The 14,694-nt window shown below is 59.6% G+C and carries 16 protein-coding genes; 13 read left to right on the top strand and 3 right to left on the bottom strand.

Features of this window, described 5'->3' with window-relative positions:
* The first annotated feature begins 129 nt into the window (after positions 1-129).
* From ffh to thrC, 10 genes are all read left to right on the top strand, one after another.
* Positions 130-1,506, top strand: coding sequence for a signal recognition particle protein (gene ffh, locus AB3G88_RS22770; RefSeq protein WP_003193965.1), 1,377 nt, complete (start codon positions 130-132; stop codon positions 1,504-1,506).
* 250 nt (positions 1,507-1,756) lie between these two features.
* Positions 1,757-2,008 (top strand): 30S ribosomal protein S16, encoded by a 252-nt coding sequence (gene rpsP, locus AB3G88_RS22765; protein WP_003238923.1) that lies wholly within the window; start codon positions 1,757-1,759, stop codon positions 2,006-2,008.
* 5 nt (positions 2,009-2,013) lie between these two features.
* Positions 2,014-2,550: a ribosome maturation factor RimM gene (gene rimM / locus AB3G88_RS22760; protein ID WP_099585574.1), complete on the top strand. Its 537-nt coding sequence runs from the start codon at positions 2,014-2,016 to the stop codon at positions 2,548-2,550.
* Positions 2,532-3,305: a tRNA (guanosine(37)-N1)-methyltransferase TrmD gene (gene trmD / locus AB3G88_RS22755; RefSeq protein ID WP_024077235.1), complete on the top strand. Its 774-nt coding sequence runs from the start codon at positions 2,532-2,534 to the stop codon at positions 3,303-3,305. Before rimM ends, trmD begins: the two co-directional genes overlap by 19 nt.
* Before the next feature lie 45 nt (positions 3,306-3,350).
* A complete protein-coding gene (gene rplS / locus AB3G88_RS22750) occupies positions 3,351-3,701 on the top strand; it encodes a 50S ribosomal protein L19 (protein ID WP_003175895.1) in 351 nt (116 codons plus the stop codon).
* An 82-nt stretch (positions 3,702-3,783) separates the two neighbouring features.
* Entirely contained in the window at positions 3,784-4,197 is a 414-nt protein-coding gene (locus AB3G88_RS22745; protein WP_099585573.1) for an acyl-CoA thioesterase, read from the top strand.
* 149 nt (positions 4,198-4,346) lie between these two features.
* The gene (xerD, locus tag AB3G88_RS22740) at positions 4,347-5,243 is read left to right on the top strand and encodes a site-specific tyrosine recombinase XerD (RefSeq protein WP_158877161.1); all 897 of its coding nucleotides are present in this window, start codon (positions 4,347-4,349) and stop codon (positions 5,241-5,243) included.
* Between the two features lie 144 nt (positions 5,244-5,387).
* Complete coding sequence (locus AB3G88_RS22735; protein WP_003175893.1) at positions 5,388-6,119, top strand: thioredoxin fold domain-containing protein; 732 nt, start codon at positions 5,388-5,390, stop codon at positions 6,117-6,119.
* 129 nt (positions 6,120-6,248) lie between these two features.
* Positions 6,249-7,553, top strand: a complete 1,305-nt coding sequence (locus AB3G88_RS22730; RefSeq protein WP_032890791.1) for a homoserine dehydrogenase — start codon at positions 6,249-6,251, stop codon at positions 7,551-7,553.
* Between the two features lie 66 nt (positions 7,554-7,619).
* Complete coding sequence (gene thrC, locus AB3G88_RS22725) at positions 7,620-9,029, top strand: threonine synthase (protein WP_480451759.1); 1,410 nt, start codon at positions 7,620-7,622, stop codon at positions 9,027-9,029.
* Positions 9,030-9,115: 86 nt separating this feature from the next.
* On the opposite strand, the gene AB3G88_RS22720 is transcribed toward thrC, so the two are convergent.
* Positions 9,116-9,319: a hypothetical protein gene (locus AB3G88_RS22720; RefSeq protein ID WP_371929460.1), complete on the bottom strand. Its 204-nt coding sequence runs from the start codon at positions 9,317-9,319 to the stop codon at positions 9,116-9,118.
* Positions 9,320-9,629: 310 nt separating this feature from the next.
* Here AB3G88_RS22720 and AB3G88_RS22715 point away from each other — a divergent pair, with 310 nt between their 5' ends.
* Positions 9,630-9,914: a DUF3509 domain-containing protein gene (locus tag AB3G88_RS22715; RefSeq protein ID WP_099585568.1), complete on the top strand. Its 285-nt coding sequence runs from the start codon at positions 9,630-9,632 to the stop codon at positions 9,912-9,914.
* A 170-nt stretch (positions 9,915-10,084) separates the two neighbouring features.
* Here AB3G88_RS22715 and AB3G88_RS22710 read toward each other — a convergent pair whose 3' ends face one another.
* Together AB3G88_RS22710 and AB3G88_RS22705 are read right to left on the bottom strand one after the other, a co-directional pair.
* Complete coding sequence (locus tag AB3G88_RS22710) at positions 10,085-10,954, bottom strand: TIGR02285 family protein (protein ID WP_480451756.1); 870 nt, start codon at positions 10,952-10,954, stop codon at positions 10,085-10,087.
* A 16-nt stretch (positions 10,955-10,970) separates the two neighbouring features.
* The gene (locus AB3G88_RS22705) at positions 10,971-12,170 is read right to left on the bottom strand and encodes a CaiB/BaiF CoA transferase family protein (RefSeq protein WP_480451754.1); all 1,200 of its coding nucleotides are present in this window, start codon (positions 12,168-12,170) and stop codon (positions 10,971-10,973) included.
* Between the two features lie 147 nt (positions 12,171-12,317).
* On the opposite strand from AB3G88_RS22705, the gene AB3G88_RS22700 reads away from it, so the two are divergent.
* The gene (locus AB3G88_RS22700) at positions 12,318-12,860 is read left to right on the top strand and encodes a YaeQ family protein (protein WP_480451752.1); all 543 of its coding nucleotides are present in this window, start codon (positions 12,318-12,320) and stop codon (positions 12,858-12,860) included.
* A 98-nt stretch (positions 12,861-12,958) separates the two neighbouring features.
* Positions 12,959-14,668: a single-stranded-DNA-specific exonuclease RecJ gene (gene recJ / locus AB3G88_RS22695; RefSeq protein WP_480451750.1), complete on the top strand. Its 1,710-nt coding sequence runs from the start codon at positions 12,959-12,961 to the stop codon at positions 14,666-14,668.
* Positions 14,669-14,694 lie beyond the last annotated feature (26 nt).

Here is a 14,694-nt window from a genome sequence, read left to right as displayed (position 1 = left end):
ATAATCCGCGACCTGCCCACGCCGCAGGCTCGCCGAGCGCTGTTTTTAATAGCGATTTACCACAGCCTGGGCCGTCATTACCTCGGTCTACCAATGCATTTCGATGAATGGGGCCTGAAAGGATCGCGCATGTTTGAAAACTTGACTGACCGTCTCTCGCAGACGCTGCGCCACGTAACCGGCAAGGCCAAGCTGACCGAGGACAATATTAAAGACACCCTGCGTGAAGTACGCATGGCGTTGCTGGAAGCCGACGTGGCCTTGCCTGTGGTCAAGGACTTCGTCAACTCGGTCAAAGAGCGCGCAGTGGGCACCGAAGTGTCCCGCAGCCTGACGCCGGGCCAGGCTTTTGTGAAGATCGTCCAGGCCGAACTCGAAAGCCTGATGGGCGCTGCCAACGAAGACCTGAACCTCAGCGCCGTGCCACCGGCCGTCGTGCTGATGGCGGGCCTGCAGGGTGCGGGTAAAACCACCACCGCCGGCAAGCTGGCGCGCTTCCTTAAAGAGCGCAAGAAGAAGTCTGTCATGGTGGTGTCGGCCGACGTATACCGTCCGGCGGCCATTAAACAGTTGGAAATGCTGGCGGGCGAAGTCGGCGTGACCTTCTTCCCGTCCGACCTGAGCCAGAAGCCGGTCGACATTGCCAACGCGGCTATTAAAGAAGCCAAGCTCAAGTTCATTGATGTCGTGATCGTCGATACCGCCGGTCGCCTGCACATCGACGAAGAGATGATGGGCGAGATCAAGGCGTTGCATGCCGCGATCAACCCGGTCGAGACGCTGTTCGTGGTCGACGCCATGACCGGTCAGGATGCGGCCAACACCGCCAAGGCTTTCGGTGATGCACTGCCGCTGACCGGCGTGATCCTCACCAAGGTCGACGGCGACGCCCGTGGCGGTGCTGCGCTGTCGGTGCGTGCCATCACTGGCAAGCCGATCAAGTTCATCGGTATGGGCGAGAAGAGCGAAGCGCTCGAACCGTTCCATCCTGAGCGTATCGCCTCGCGTATCCTTGGCATGGGCGACGTACTCAGCCTGATCGAGCAGGCCGAAGCGACCCTCGACAAGGACAAGGCCGATAAACTGGCCAAGAAGCTGAAGAAGGGCAAGGGCTTCGATCTCGAAGACTTCCGTGACCAGCTGCAACAAATGAAGAACATGGGCGGCCTCGGCGGCCTGATGGACAAGCTGCCGAATATCGGCGGTGTGAACCTGGCGCAAATGGGCAATGCCCAGGGCGCGGCAGAGAAGCAGTTCAAACAGATGGAAGCCATCATCAACTCCATGACCCCGGCCGAGCGCCGCGACCCTGAGCTGATCAGCGGTTCGCGCAAACGTCGGATCGCCATGGGCTCCGGCACCCAGGTGCAGGACATCGGTCGCTTGATCAAGCAGCACAAGCAGATGCAGAAGATGATGAAGAAATTCTCCGCCAAAGGCGGAATGGCCAAGATGATGCGCGGCATGGGCGGTATGTTGCCCGGCGGCGGCATGCCGAAAATGTAAAGAATTCGAGCGGGGGCGTGCCCCTGCTCCGACCCACAGGGATGTGGGATCTCCAGCAAACCCGCCGTTGGCGGGGGCTGACCTGCCGTTTTAACCGACGGCTCTCTAGCAGATCTGAATGGCACGCTGATAGGCGCCAGAAAAAGACATTTGCAAAAGTCCGGATATTCCTTAGAATATGCGGCCTTTCGGGCACCTATGCCCGCTGTGCATTTAGATTTGCAGCACCGACTACAGGAACGATGTTCACATGCTAACAATCCGTCTTGCCCTTGGCGGCTCCAAAAAGCGCCCGTTTTACCACTTGACCGTAACTGACAGCCGCAACCCACGTGACGGCTCTCACAAGGAACAAGTAGGCTTCTTCAACCCGATCGCTCGTGGTCAAGAAGTCCGTCTGTCCGTGAACCAAGAGCGCGTAGCCTACTGGCTGAGCGTTGGTGCACAACCGTCTGAGCGTGTTGCTAAGTTGTTGAAGGACTCGGCTAAGGCCGCAGCCTGAGCAATATGAACGCGACGCCAGCTGTTGCTGATGATTTGATCGTTATCGGCAAGATTTATTCTGTTCATGGCGTTCGCGGCGAAGTGAAGGTGTATTCCTTTACTGATCCGACTGAAAACCTGTTGCAGTACAAAACCTGGACGCTCAGGCGCGAAGGGAGTGTGAAACAGGTCGAGCTGGTCAGCGGACGCGGGAGCGATAAGTTCCTGGTCGCGAAGCTCAAGGGTCTTGATGATCGTGAAGAAGCTCGTCTTCTGGCTGGTTATGAGATCTGCGTGCCGCGCAACCTGTTCCCTGAATTGACCGACGGCGAGTACTACTGGTACCAGCTGGAAGGTCTGAAGGTTATTGATCAACTCGGGCAATTGTTCGGGAAAATCGATCATCTTCTGGAAACCGGCGCCAATGATGTAATGGTGGTCAAGCCTTGCGCTGGCAGCCTGGATGATCGCGAACGCCTGCTGCCCTATACGGAGCAGTGTGTGTTGGCTATCGACCTGGTAGCGGGCGAGATGAAGGTGGAATGGGACGCGGACTTCTAAGCGTGGCTAATTTGCGCATTGAAGTGATCAGTTTGTTTCCCGAGATGTTTTCCGCCATCAGCGAGTACGGCATCACCAGTCGGGCGGTGAAACAGGGGCTCTTGCAGCTTACCTGTTGGAACCCGCGAGACTACACGACGGATCGACATCACACTGTGGACGATCGCCCATTTGGCGGTGGCCCGGGCATGGTGATGAAGATCAAGCCCCTGGAAGACGCGTTGGTTCAGGCCAAGGCAGCTGCCGGGGAGAAGGCGAAGGTAATTTACCTGTCCCCTCAAGGCCGTCAGCTGAAACAGGCGGCGGTGCGCGAACTGGCGAATGAGGAAGCATTAATCCTGATTGCCGGTCGCTATGAAGGCATTGACGAGCGATTTATTGAAGCTCATGTCGATGAAGAGTGGTCGATTGGGGACTATGTTCTGTCTGGCGGTGAGCTGCCGGCGATGGTCCTGATAGATGCGGTTACACGACTGCTGCCTGGAGCTTTAGGGCATGCGGACTCCGCGGAGGAAGATTCCTTCACGGACGGTTTGCTGGATTGCCCGCACTACACCCGACCGGAGGTGTATGCGGATCAGCGTGTTCCCGACGTATTGCTAAGTGGCAATCACGCACACATCCGGCGTTGGCGTTTACAGCAGTCCCTTGGTCGGACCTATGAACGACGCGCCGATCTTCTGGAAAGCCGCTCGCTTTCTGGAGAAGAGAAGAAGCTGCTCGAGGAATACATCCTCGCGCGGGACGATAGTTAACAACGTATCGATGGTAGGTCCATTGACTTACCTTAGGAGCACAGCATGACTAACAAAATCATCCTTGCACTCGAAGCAGAGCAGATGACCAAAGAGATCCCTACCTTTGCCCCGGGCGACACTATTGTCGTTCAGGTGAAAGTGAAGGAAGGCGACCGTTCGCGTCTGCAAGCGTTCGAAGGCGTGGTAATTGCCAAGCGTAACCGTGGTGTGAACAGTGCTTTCACTGTTCGTAAAATCTCCAACGGTGTTGGCGTAGAGCGTACTTTCCAGACCTACAGCCCGCAAATCGACAGCATGGCCGTCAAGCGTCGCGGTGACGTACGTAAAGCCAAGCTGTACTACCTGCGTGACCTGTCCGGTAAAGCAGCTCGCATCAAGGAAAAACTGGCTTAAGTCCAGCTTCCCGATGCAGAAAGAAGCAGCCTACGGGCTGCTTTTTTGTGCCTGAAATTTGTCCATTCCCCGGTATTTGTCCATGACCACCCGCCCCGAAGAAATCCAGCGTCGCACCGATCTGTCCGTGACCCACGTGACCAAGGCCGTATTCCCGCCCACCACCAACCACCACAACACCCTGTTCGGCGGCACCGCGTTGGCCTGGATGGATGAAGTGTCGTTCATCACCGCCACGCGCTTCTGTCGTTTGCCGTTGGTGACGGTCTCCACTGACCGCATCGACTTCAATCACGCGATCCCGGCGGGCTCTATCGTTGAACTCATCGGGCGGGTTATCAAGGTAGGGAACACCAGCCTCAAGGTGGAGGTTGAGGTGTTCGTTGAGAGCATGAGTGCCGATGGCCGCGAGAAGGCGATCCAGGGCGTATTCAGCTTTGTCGCGATTGATGCCGACAAGCGCCCGGTGCCAGTGTTGCCAGGGTTTGTTGACTGATTCAGACCGTCGCGGCCATCGGGGCAAGCCCCTCCCACATTTGATCTTTATCGGACACAAAATAGCGGGGGCGATACAAAACAAGTGTGGGAGTGGGCTTGCCCACGATAGGATCTAACAGACGCCACATTATTTTTGCCCGAGCCCTCATGCCTGCCATTGACCACCCCCTGATCGACCGCTTCCTCGACGCCCTCTGGCTGGAAAAGGGCCTGTCGGACAACACCCGTCAGGCCTACCGCAGCGACCTTGCCCTGTTCAACGGCTGGTTGCAGGATAAAAACCTTGAATTGGTCAATGCTGGCCGCGAGCTGATCCTCGATCACTTGGCTTGGCGCCTGGAGCAGAATTACAAGCCGCGTTCCACTGCGCGATTTCTCTCCGGTGTGCGTGGCTTTTATCGCTATCTGCTGCGGGAAAAACTCATCGCTCTGGACCCGACCCTGCAGGTCGATATGCCGCAGCTCGGTAGGCCTTTGCCCAAGTCCTTGTCGGAAGCCGACGTTGATGCTCTGCTTGCCGCGCCCGACCTCAGCGAGGCTATCGGCCAGCGCGACCGCGCCATGCTGGAAGTCTTGTATGCCTGTGGCCTGCGGGTCACCGAGTTGATCAGCCTGACGCTGGAGCAGGTCAATCTGCGTCAGGGCGTACTGCGGGTGATGGGCAAGGGCAGCAAGGAGCGGCTGGTGCCGATGGGGGAGGAGGCGATTGTGTGGGTCGAGCGCTATATGCGCGATGCCCGTGGCGAGTTGCTCGGCGGCCGTCCCAGTGATGTGTTGTTCCCCAGCCAGCGCGGTGAGCAAATGACCCGCCAGACGTTCTGGCATCGCATCAAGCACCAGGCCAAGGTCGCGGGGATTGGCAAGAGCCTGTCGCCCCATACGTTACGCCATGCATTTGCCACCCATTTGCTCAACCACGGCGCGGATTTGCGCGTGGTGCAAATGCTGCTCGGGCACAGCGACTTATCCACCACCCAGATCTACACCCATGTGGCGCGCGCGCGATTGCAGGATATGCACGCCAAGCACCACCCACGAGGCTGAAAACCGCCAATTTATACCGCCACGGGCTGCCCTGCGGCCCAACTGTGGTAGGCTTTGCCGGTTAGCAAAGGTGACGGTGCCGGCCCGTGTCTACTGAGATCGCGGTGTTCCTTCCCGTCCCTGCATCTGCCTTCAGGAGTTCCCATGCGCTTGACCCAGATTATTGCCGCCGCAGCCATTGCGTTGGTTTCCACCTTTGCCGTCGCTGATGACGCTGCCGAGCAGACCATCCGCAAGAGCCTGGCCAACCTGCAACTCGACACCCCGATCGAAAGCATCAGCGCCAGCCCGATGGCCGGCCTGTATGAAGTCAAGCTCAAGGGCAGCCGCGTGCTGTACGCCAGTGCCGACGGCCAGTACATCGTTCAGGGCTACCTGTTTCAGCTCAAGGACGGCAAGCCGGTCAACCTGACCGAGAAAGCCGAGCGTCTGGGCGTGTCCAAGCTGATCAACGGTATCCCAGTGGCTGAAACCGTGGTTTACCCGGCCATTGGCGAGACCAAGACCCACATCACGGTGTTCACCGACACCACCTGCCCGTACTGCCACAAGCTGCACGCCGAAGTGCCGGCGCTGAACAAGCTCGGTGTGGAAGTTCGCTACGTTGCGTTCCCGCGCCAGGGCCTGGGTTCGCCGGGTGACGAGCAGTTGCAAGCCGTATGGTGCTCGGCCGACAAGAAAGCGGCCATGGACAAGATGGTCGACGGCAAGGAAATCAAGGCTGCCAAGTGCGCCAATCCGGTCTCCAAGCAATTCGCCCTGGGCCAGTCCATCGGTGTCAACGGTACGCCGGCCATCGTTTTGGCTGACGGCCAGGTGATTCCGGGCTACCAGCCGGCACCACAAGTTGCCAAACTGGCGCTGAGTGCCAAATAAACCAGCATCGTCGAACCTTTGACGATCATGGCCCGTTGATAAGTCGACGGGCCATCAATTGAAAGCCGCAGTCGTGCGGCTGTTTTCCACGGCCGACCTTGCGTCGGCCGTTTCATGGGGAGTTCTTCAGTGAAACCGGTCAAAGTAGGCATCTGTGGGTTAGGGACCGTCGGTGGCGGCACCTTCAACGTACTTCAGCGTAATGCTGAAGAAATTTCCCGCCGTGCAGGGCGTGGGATTGAAGTGGCGCAAATTGCCACGCGTTCGCCAAAGCCTCAGTTCGAAACGACCGGTATTGCGATTACCAACGATGTCTTCGCCGTGGCCACCAACCCTGAGATCGATATCGTCATTGAGCTGGTGGGCGGCTACACCGTAGCCCGTGAGCTGGTGCTCAAGGCCATCGAGAACGGCAAGCACGTGGTCACTGCCAACAAGGCGCTGATCGCCGTGCACGGCAACGAGATCTTCGCCAAGGCCCGCGAGAAGGGCGTGATCGTGGCGTTCGAAGCCGCCGTGGCCGGTGGTATCCCGGTAATCAAGGCGATCCGTGAAGGCCTGTCCGCCAACCGTATCAACTGGGTGGCCGGCATCATCAACGGCACCGGTAACTTCATCCTTACCGAAATGCGCGAGAAGGGCCGTACCTTCGAAGACGTGCTGGCCGAAGCCCAGGCGCTGGGCTACGCCGAAGCCGACCCGACATTCGACGTGGAAGGTATCGACGCCGCCCACAAGCTGACCATCCTGGCGTCCATCGCCTTTGGTATCCCGCTGCAGTTCGACAAGGCCTACACCGAAGGCATCACCAAGCTGACTACCGCCGACGTGAACTATGCCGAAGCCCTGGGCTATCGCATCAAGCACCTCGGTGTAGCGCGCAGCACCCCGGCCGGTATCGAGCTGCGTGTGCACCCGACGCTGATCCCGGCTGATCGCCTGATCGCCAACGTCAACGGCGTGATGAACGCGGTGATGGTCAATGGTGATGCTGCCGGTTCCACGTTGTTCTACGGCGCCGGCGCCGGCATGGAGCCGACCGCTTCTTCGGTGATCGCCGACCTGGTGGACGTGGTTCGCGCCATGACCAGCGACCCGGAAAACCGCGTACCGCACCTGGCCTTTCAGCCGGATTCGCTGTCGGCCCACCCGATCCTGCCGATCGAAGCGTGCGAAAGCGCCTACTACCTGCGCATCCAGGCCAAGGATCATCCGGGCGTGTTGGCCCAGGTCGCCAGCATCCTGTCCGAGCGCGGTATCAACATCGAGTCGATCATGCAGAAGGAAGTCGAGGAGCAAAACGGCCAGGTGCCGATGATCCTGCTGACCCACCGCGTGCTTGAGCAGCACATCAACGATGCCATCACCGCGTTGGAAGCCTTGCAAGGCGTCGTCGGCCCGGTCGTGCGTATTCGTGTCGAACACCTGAACTAACCGATTGTTCCAGGGGCCCCGCGCGTTCGGCGGCCTCTGTTCGAGAATGTTTTAGAGGAGCCAGTCATGCGTTATATCAGTACCCGCGGCCAGGCACCGGCCCTGAATTTCGAAGACGTCCTGCTGGCAGGCCTTGCCACCGACGGCGGCCTGTATGTGCCGGAAAACCTGCCACGCTTCACCCAGGAAGAAATCGCCTCCTGGGCCGGCCTGCCGTACCACGAGCTGGCGTTCCGGGTGATGCGCCCGTTCGTCACCGGCAGCATTCCGGATGCGGATTTCAAGAAGATCCTGGAAGAAACCTACGGTGTGTTTTCCCACAGCGCCATCGCGCCGTTGCGCCAACTGAACGGCAACGAGTGGGTATTGGAGCTGTTCCACGGCCCGACCCTGGCGTTCAAGGACTTCGCCCTGCAACTGCTCGGTCGTTTGCTGGACTACGTGCTGGAGAAGCGCGGCGAGCGCGTGGTGATCATCGGCGCGACCTCCGGTGACACCGGCTCGGCGGCGATTGAAGGCTGCAAGCACTGCGAAAACGTCGACATCTTCATCCTGCACCCGCATAAGCGTGTGTCCGAAGTGCAGCGTCGCCAGATGACCACCATCTTGGGTGAGAACATCCACAACATCGCCATCGAAGGCAACTTCGACGACTGCCAGGAAATGGTCAAGAACAGCTTCGCTGACCAGAGCTTCCTGAAAGGCACACGCCTGGTTGCGGTGAACTCGATCAACTGGGCGCGGATCATGGCCCAGATCGTCTACTACTTCCACGCCTCCCTGCAGTTGGGCGGCCCGGCGCGCTCGGTGTCGTTCTCGGTGCCGACCGGCAACTTCGGCGACATCTTCGCCGGCTACCTGGCGCGCAACATGGGCCTGCCGATCAACCAGTTGATCGTCGCCACCAACCGCAACGACATCCTGCACCGCTTCATGAGCGGCAATCAGTACGTCAAGGAAACCCTGCACGCGACCCTGTCGCCGTCCATGGACATCATGGTTTCGTCGAACTTCGAGCGTCTGCTGTTCGACATGCACGGTCGCAACGGCTCGGCGATTGCCGGCTTGATGGACACCTTCAAGAGCGGTGGCGGTTTCAGCGTGGATGAAGAGCGCTGGACCGAAACCCGCAAGCTCTTCGACTCCCTGGCCGTGGACGATGCTCAGACCTGCGAGACCATTGCCGAAGTCTATGCCCAGACCGGCGAGCTGCTCGACCCGCACACCGCCATCGGTGTGAAGGCCGCCCGCGAATGTCGTCGCAGCCTGGATATCCCGATGGTGATCCTGGGCACTGCCCACCCGGTCAAATTCCCCGAAGCGGTGGAGAAGGCTGGTGTTGGCAAAGCGCTGGAGCTGCCGGTGCACCTGACCGACCTGTTCGAACGTGAAGAGCGTTGCACGGTGTTGGCCAATGACTTGAAAGCCGTGCAGGCGTTTGTCAGCCAGCATGGCAACCGGGGCAAGCCGTTGTAAGGCAAACCGCGTATACAAAAACGCCGCTGTCCCTTCCTTGGGGCAGCGGCGTTTTTTGTTTTTGGCAGGCCCGATTAAACGACGGTCTACGTAAGCAGCTTATGTGCCAGGGCCATTACCGTACCTACGGCTGTGAAGAAGCCTATCGCGATGCCTACGGGGTACCAGAATACTTCACGGGTTATCTTGTGGACTTCAGCGTTGAACTTGCGCTGTTCAGCATAGATACGTGATATGTCTGCGTGAATTTTCTCGATCGAGGCTTGTTGTTCATTGTGTTCCAGCATCATGTTCATCCTTCGCAATAAGGGCCTTTTGATATGCGCTCTCGCCTGCGCGGCACAGTGAAAAACACTCAACGCGTATAGGATTCGCTCTGCGCCCCGGCGTCGGCAAACGCCAAAACAGCCACTCATTGCGTAAGCACTTATGTGCGGCCGTTTTTTCGTTGTCATGTTGCAAGCGCATGCTGGTTCTCGTCATCCCCTGACGGGCCTATAAAGACGAAAAAGCGAACTTTCCTACGTAACAACCAGTCACTTAGGATAGATGCAGCTCCCGTTGAAACGATTGTTCCCGAACTATTGAGTGGTGATCGAGATGGAAAGTATCAGCCTATTGCTCGAAGAAGCACTGAGCCCTTATCAGGTTACGCTGACCACCGCGGGTGTTCAGGACGAGTGCTTGGTGACGGTGAAGAATCCTGCTGGCGCTATCGTCGTCGAGCGTGAAGTCGACCGCGCCCAATTGATGGATAAGCGCGTGCTGGTGGACGTAGTGGACTGCTTGCTGCGCGATATCAAAATCGCGGAAGGGCGCGTGGAGCCCTCGGTCATCGCGGCCTTGCGCAACGCTGCCCAGACCCGCAGCGCTGCCCGCGCATGAAGAATTGTTCACTGATGGAAACTTCCTACAGCATGGCCGGTCAGATTTTGTAACAGCAAGAGCAAACATTGTGCTCCGGTGTTTGTGGCTTGCTGTACTGGTCTTTGTTGGCCACGTTTAACCCCGAAGTGTCTCCCCACGCTTCGGGGTTTCTTTTTGCCCGCGATTTGTCAGGGCGTGGGCGTGTCCTGGTAGAACCGGGGGTGGTCGATCAGGTATTGCGCGCGTAGCGTCGGGTCGAGCCAGGCCGCGTAGGAGTGCAGCAGTTGAGCTTGGGGCAGTTCGCTCAACACTTGGTTGATGTGTTCAATCGCCTGGTGGCCCTGGGGCGTATTGGAGCAACCGATGTGAACACGCTGGTAGGGCATGGAGCCGGCAATGGGATAGAACGCCAATGTCAGCGGATCAATACCCTGGCGCAGGGCGTGATAGCGAATTTCAGTCCAGTAGCCCAGCACCGCTTCCAGACGCCCCAAGCGCTGCATTTGCAGCAGGCTGCCCAGTGCGTCGTTTCCGTAGTGCAGTACGCGGTTGTGTGCGTCCGCGTGCTCCAGCACGTCGTCGATGAACGCCCCGTAGCTGCGCTCGGCCACTACGCCCAGGCGTGCGTGTTTATCCAGCAGGAGCGCCGAGAGGTCGACCCGCTGCTGTGCGATAAACGGCGCGAGCACTTCACGGTGGTCCTGGCGTACCACCACGCCGTTGCTGACGATGGAAAAAGCCGGACGCGAATACACCACCCACTTGGCCCGCTCCGGCGTCCACAGCATGGTGGGGTCGCAGGTCAGGGCGGTTGTCTGCAGCATTTGCAGGCCGCGCGCGCGGTTGACGTGCAGAATCTTGTGCTGGTACTCGGGCAGGCGATCCATCAGCATCGGCAGCAATTCGTCGATGGCGCCCTGACCCTTTTGCGGGCCGTCGAAGATGATCATCGGCGGCAAGTCGCGGATCAGCCAGGTCAAGGTGTCCGCCGCCTGGGCTGGCAATGGCAGAAGTCCGAACAACGGTGCACAAAGGCCCAGCAGCCAACGATGCGCCATTATCTTGAGTTGGCCATCAGATCGCCCCTTGCTCACGTAAACGGGTAATGGCCGCGGCGTCGTAGCCCAGTTCGTTGAGCAACACACTGTTGTGTTCGCCCAACTGCGGCCCGACCCACTCGCAACTGCCGGGAGTATCTGACAGCTTGGGCACGATGCCTGGCATTTTGAAGTCCTTGCCGCCTGGCAACCGGGCCTTGAGGAACATCTCTCGCGCCAGGAATTGCGGGTCACCCAGCATGTCCTCGGCACTGTAGATCCGACTGGCGGGCACCTCGGCCTTGTTCAGTCGCTCCACCACCTGCTCCAGTGACAGTGAGCTGACCCAGCGATCAATCACGCCATACAGCTCATCACGGCGGCCATCGCGGCCGTCATTGCTCGCCAACTGCGGGTCGTTCGCCAGGTCTTCACGGCCGATGGCGCTCATGAACCGTTTGAAGATCGCATCCCCATTGGCGCCGATCTGCACATGCTTGCCGTCCGCGCTGGTATGGATCGACGACGGCGTAATGCCGGGCATGATGTTGCCGGTGCGCTCGCGGATAAAGCCGAACACGTCGAACTCGGGGATCATGCTTTCCATCATGGCGAAGATGGCTTCATACAGTGCTACATCCACCACTTGCCCCTCGCCGCCATGCACTTCGCGATGACGCAGCGCCATCAGCGCCCCGATCACTGCCCACAAAGCAGCGATAGAGTCGCCAATGGAAATCCCGGTGCGCACCGGCGGGCGGTCCTCGAAACCGGTGATGTAACGCAGCCCGCCCATGGATTCGCCCACGGCGCCAAAGCCCGGCTGATCCTTCATCGGCCCGGTCTGGCCAAAGCCCGAGAGGCGCACCATCACCAGTTTCGGGTTCAGCGCGTGCAGGGTTTCCCAGCTCAGGCCGAGCTTTTCCAGCACGCCGGGGCGAAAGTTCTCGATGAGGATGTCGGCGTCCGCCAGCAGTTGCTTGAGAATCGCCAGCCCGTCCGGGTGCTTGAGGTTCAGCGTCAGGGATTTCTTGTTGCGCGCTTGTACGAACCACCACAGCGAGGTGCCCTCGTACAGCTTCCGCCATTTGCGCAGCGGGTCGCCGCCATCCGGGGATTCGACCTTGATCACCTCGGCGCCGAATTCCGCGCAGATACGCGAAGCGAACGGGCCGGCGATCAGGGTGCCGAGTTCGATGACTTTCAGGCCGGCAAGCGGTTTGGCATTAAACGACATGAGGATCCTTGGCTACGCAGAGCGGGTGTGTGAAGCCTTTTAACATAGGCGGGCGGCCAGGGATAAGCATGATGCAGCGCAGGATTCGTTGAATGGCCCCGCCATCGGTTAGACTGGCCGCCTTTCCCTGTCTCTAGAAGCCCGTTCATGGCCCAGCCGTCCACGACCTACAAATTCGAACTCAACCTCACCGACCTTGATCGTTCGGTGTACGAGAGCGTCAAACAGACCATCGCCCGTCACCCTTCGGAAACCGAAGAGCGCATGACCGTGCGCCTGCTGGCCTATGCCCTGTTTTACAACGAGCAATTGGCGTTCGGTCGTGGCTTGTCAGATGTAGACGAACCAGCCCTGTGGGAAAAAAGCCTGGATGATCGGGTTCTGCACTGGATTGAAGTCGGCCAACCCGATGCTGATCGCCTGACCTGGTGTTCGCGTCGCACCGAACGCACCAGCCTGCTGGCGTATGGCAGCCTGCGTGTGTGGGAAGGCAAAGTGGTGCCGGTGGCGAAAAACCTGAAGAACGTGCACATCGCCGCGGTGCCTCAGGAGATTCTGGAGGTCCTGGCCAAGGACATGCCCCGCGTGATCAAGTGGGACGTGATGATCAGCGAAGGCACGATCTTCGTCACCGATGACCGTGGCCAGCATGAAGTGCAACTGCAATGGCTGGTTGGCGGACGCGATTGAAAAATGTGGGAGCGAGCAAGCCCCCTCCCACAGTGATTTGTGTTGTATGAAGAATTGTCGTTTAACCGTTGTATCCGCAGAGAAGTCATCACCCCCGTATGCGTATCGATCCTCGCCCGTTGCCCGCCGTCCTGCCATTCCTCGGCGATCTGCCGCCGCTGTTGACCCGTCTCTACGCCGCACGCGGTGTGCAGTCCGAGGCCGAGCTGGATAAAGGCCTCGCGCGGTTGATTCCCTATCAGCAGCTCAAGGGTATCGACGCGGCGGTTGATCTGCTGGTGACGGCCCTGGAGCAGCGCCAGCGCATCCTGATCGTTGGCGACTTCGACGCCGATGGCGCCACCGCCAGCACCGTGGGCACTTTGGGCCTGCGTTTGCTCGGTGCGGCCCATGTGGATTACCTGGTGCCCAACCGCTTCGAATACGGCTATGGCCTGACCCCGGAGATTGTCGCCGTGGCGTTGCAGCGCGAGCCGCAGTTGCTGATCACCGTGGACAACGGCATCTCCAGCGTCGAAGGCGTGGCGGCGGCGAAGGCGGCGGGGTTGCAGGTGTTGGTCACCGATCACCACTTGCCGGGTGATGAGTTGCCGGCGGCCGATGCCATCGTCAACCCGAATCAGCCAGGTTGTGAGTTTCCCAGCAAGGCCTTGGCTGGCGTGGGCGTGATCTTTTATGTGTTGATGGCCCTGCGCGCACGCCTGCGCGATATGGGCTGGTATGCGAACAAGCCGCAACCGAACATCGGCGATCTGCTTGATCTGGTCGCCCTGGGCAGCGTCGCCGACGTGGTGCCGCTGGACGCCAACAACCGCATCCTGGTGCATCAGGGCCTGGAGCGCATTCGTGCTGGTCGCGCTCGGCCGGGGATCAAGGCGATCCTGGAAGTGGCCAAGCGTGACGCCGCGCGCATCACCTCTACCGACCTGGGCTTTATCGTGGGGCCACGGCTCAATGCCGCCGGGCGCCTGGACGACATGAGCCTGGGTATCGAATGCCTGCTCACCAAGGATTTCGCGGCGGCGCGGGAAATGGCAGCGCAACTGGACGGCATGAACCAGGACCGTAAATCCATCGAGCAAGGCATGCAGCGCGAGGCCCTGGCCCAGCTCAAGGACCTGCCGGTGGAATCGATGCCCTACGGTCTGTGCCTGTTCGACCCCGAATGGCACCAGGGCGTGATCGGCATCCTGGCTTCGCGCATGAAAGAGCGCTATTTCCGCCCGACCATCGCCTTCGCCGACGCCGGCGATGGCTTGCTCAAGGGCTCTGGGCGCTCTGTGCCGGGTTTTCACATCCGTGATGCCCTGGCGGTGGTCGCCAGCCAGCATCCCACCCTGATCGCCAAATACGGCGGCCACGCCATGGCGGCGGGTCTGACGTTGCCCGAGGCGAATTTCCCACTGTTTGCCGAAGCCTTTGATGCCGAAGTACGTCGGCAATTGCGTGAAGAAGACCTCACCGGACGCCTGCTGTCCGACGGCACCCTGGCGGTCGAGGAGTTCCACCTGGAGCTGGCCCGCGCCCTGCGGCATGCCGGGCCGTGGGGGCAACACTTTCCCGAGCCGTTGTTTCACGGTGTGTTCCAGCTGGTAGAACAGCGGGTGGTGGGTGAGCGGCACCTGAAGGTGGTGCTCAAGAGCGAATGTGGCTCAGTGAAGCTCGATGGCATTGCCTTTGGGGTGGACCGTGAGGTCTGGCCGAACCCGACCGTGCGCTGGGTGGAACTGGCCTACAAGCTGGATGTGAACGAGTTTCGTGGGAATGAAACCGTGCAATTGATGATCGCGCATATCGAACCGCGCTGAATCTCACTGACATCACAAACAACTGT

This window comes from Pseudomonas arvensis, from assembly GCF_056688935.1.
Note: the sequence above shows the minus strand (reverse complement) of the source record. Positions and strands in the feature narration are given on the sequence as shown.

Bases quoted from the DNA above. Each gene is read 5' to 3' on its own strand.
- AB3G88_RS22735 (WP_003175893.1), top strand. From the start codon at position 5,388: ATGCGCTTGACCCAGATTATTGCCGCCGCAGCCATTGCGTTGGTTTCC.
- rimM (WP_099585574.1), top strand. From the start codon at position 2,014: ATGAACGCGACGCCAGCTGTTGCTGATGATTTGATCGTTATCGGCAAG.
- AB3G88_RS22720 (WP_371929460.1), bottom strand. From the start codon at position 9,319: ATGATGCTGGAACACAATGAACAACAAGCCTCGATCGAGAAAATTCAC.
- thrC (WP_480451759.1), top strand. From the start codon at position 7,620: ATGCGTTATATCAGTACCCGCGGCCAGGCACCGGCCCTGAATTTCGAA.
- AB3G88_RS22700 (WP_480451752.1), top strand. From the start codon at position 12,318: ATGGCCCAGCCGTCCACGACCTACAAATTCGAACTCAACCTCACCGAC.
- ffh (WP_003193965.1), top strand. From the start codon at position 130: ATGTTTGAAAACTTGACTGACCGTCTCTCGCAGACGCTGCGCCACGTA.
- AB3G88_RS22705 (WP_480451754.1), bottom strand. From the start codon at position 12,170: ATGTCGTTTAATGCCAAACCGCTTGCCGGCCTGAAAGTCATCGAACTC.
- rplS (WP_003175895.1), top strand. From the start codon at position 3,351: ATGACTAACAAAATCATCCTTGCACTCGAAGCAGAGCAGATGACCAAA.
- trmD (WP_024077235.1), top strand. From the start codon at position 2,532: ATGGGACGCGGACTTCTAAGCGTGGCTAATTTGCGCATTGAAGTGATC.
- recJ (WP_480451750.1), top strand. From the start codon at position 12,959: ATGCGTATCGATCCTCGCCCGTTGCCCGCCGTCCTGCCATTCCTCGGC.
- rpsP (WP_003238923.1), top strand. From the start codon at position 1,757: ATGCTAACAATCCGTCTTGCCCTTGGCGGCTCCAAAAAGCGCCCGTTT.
- AB3G88_RS22715 (WP_099585568.1), top strand. From the start codon at position 9,630: ATGGAAAGTATCAGCCTATTGCTCGAAGAAGCACTGAGCCCTTATCAG.
- AB3G88_RS22710 (WP_480451756.1), bottom strand. From the start codon at position 10,954: ATGGCGCATCGTTGGCTGCTGGGCCTTTGTGCACCGTTGTTCGGACTT.
- AB3G88_RS22745 (WP_099585573.1), top strand. From the start codon at position 3,784: ATGACCACCCGCCCCGAAGAAATCCAGCGTCGCACCGATCTGTCCGTG.
- xerD (WP_158877161.1), top strand. From the start codon at position 4,347: ATGCCTGCCATTGACCACCCCCTGATCGACCGCTTCCTCGACGCCCTC.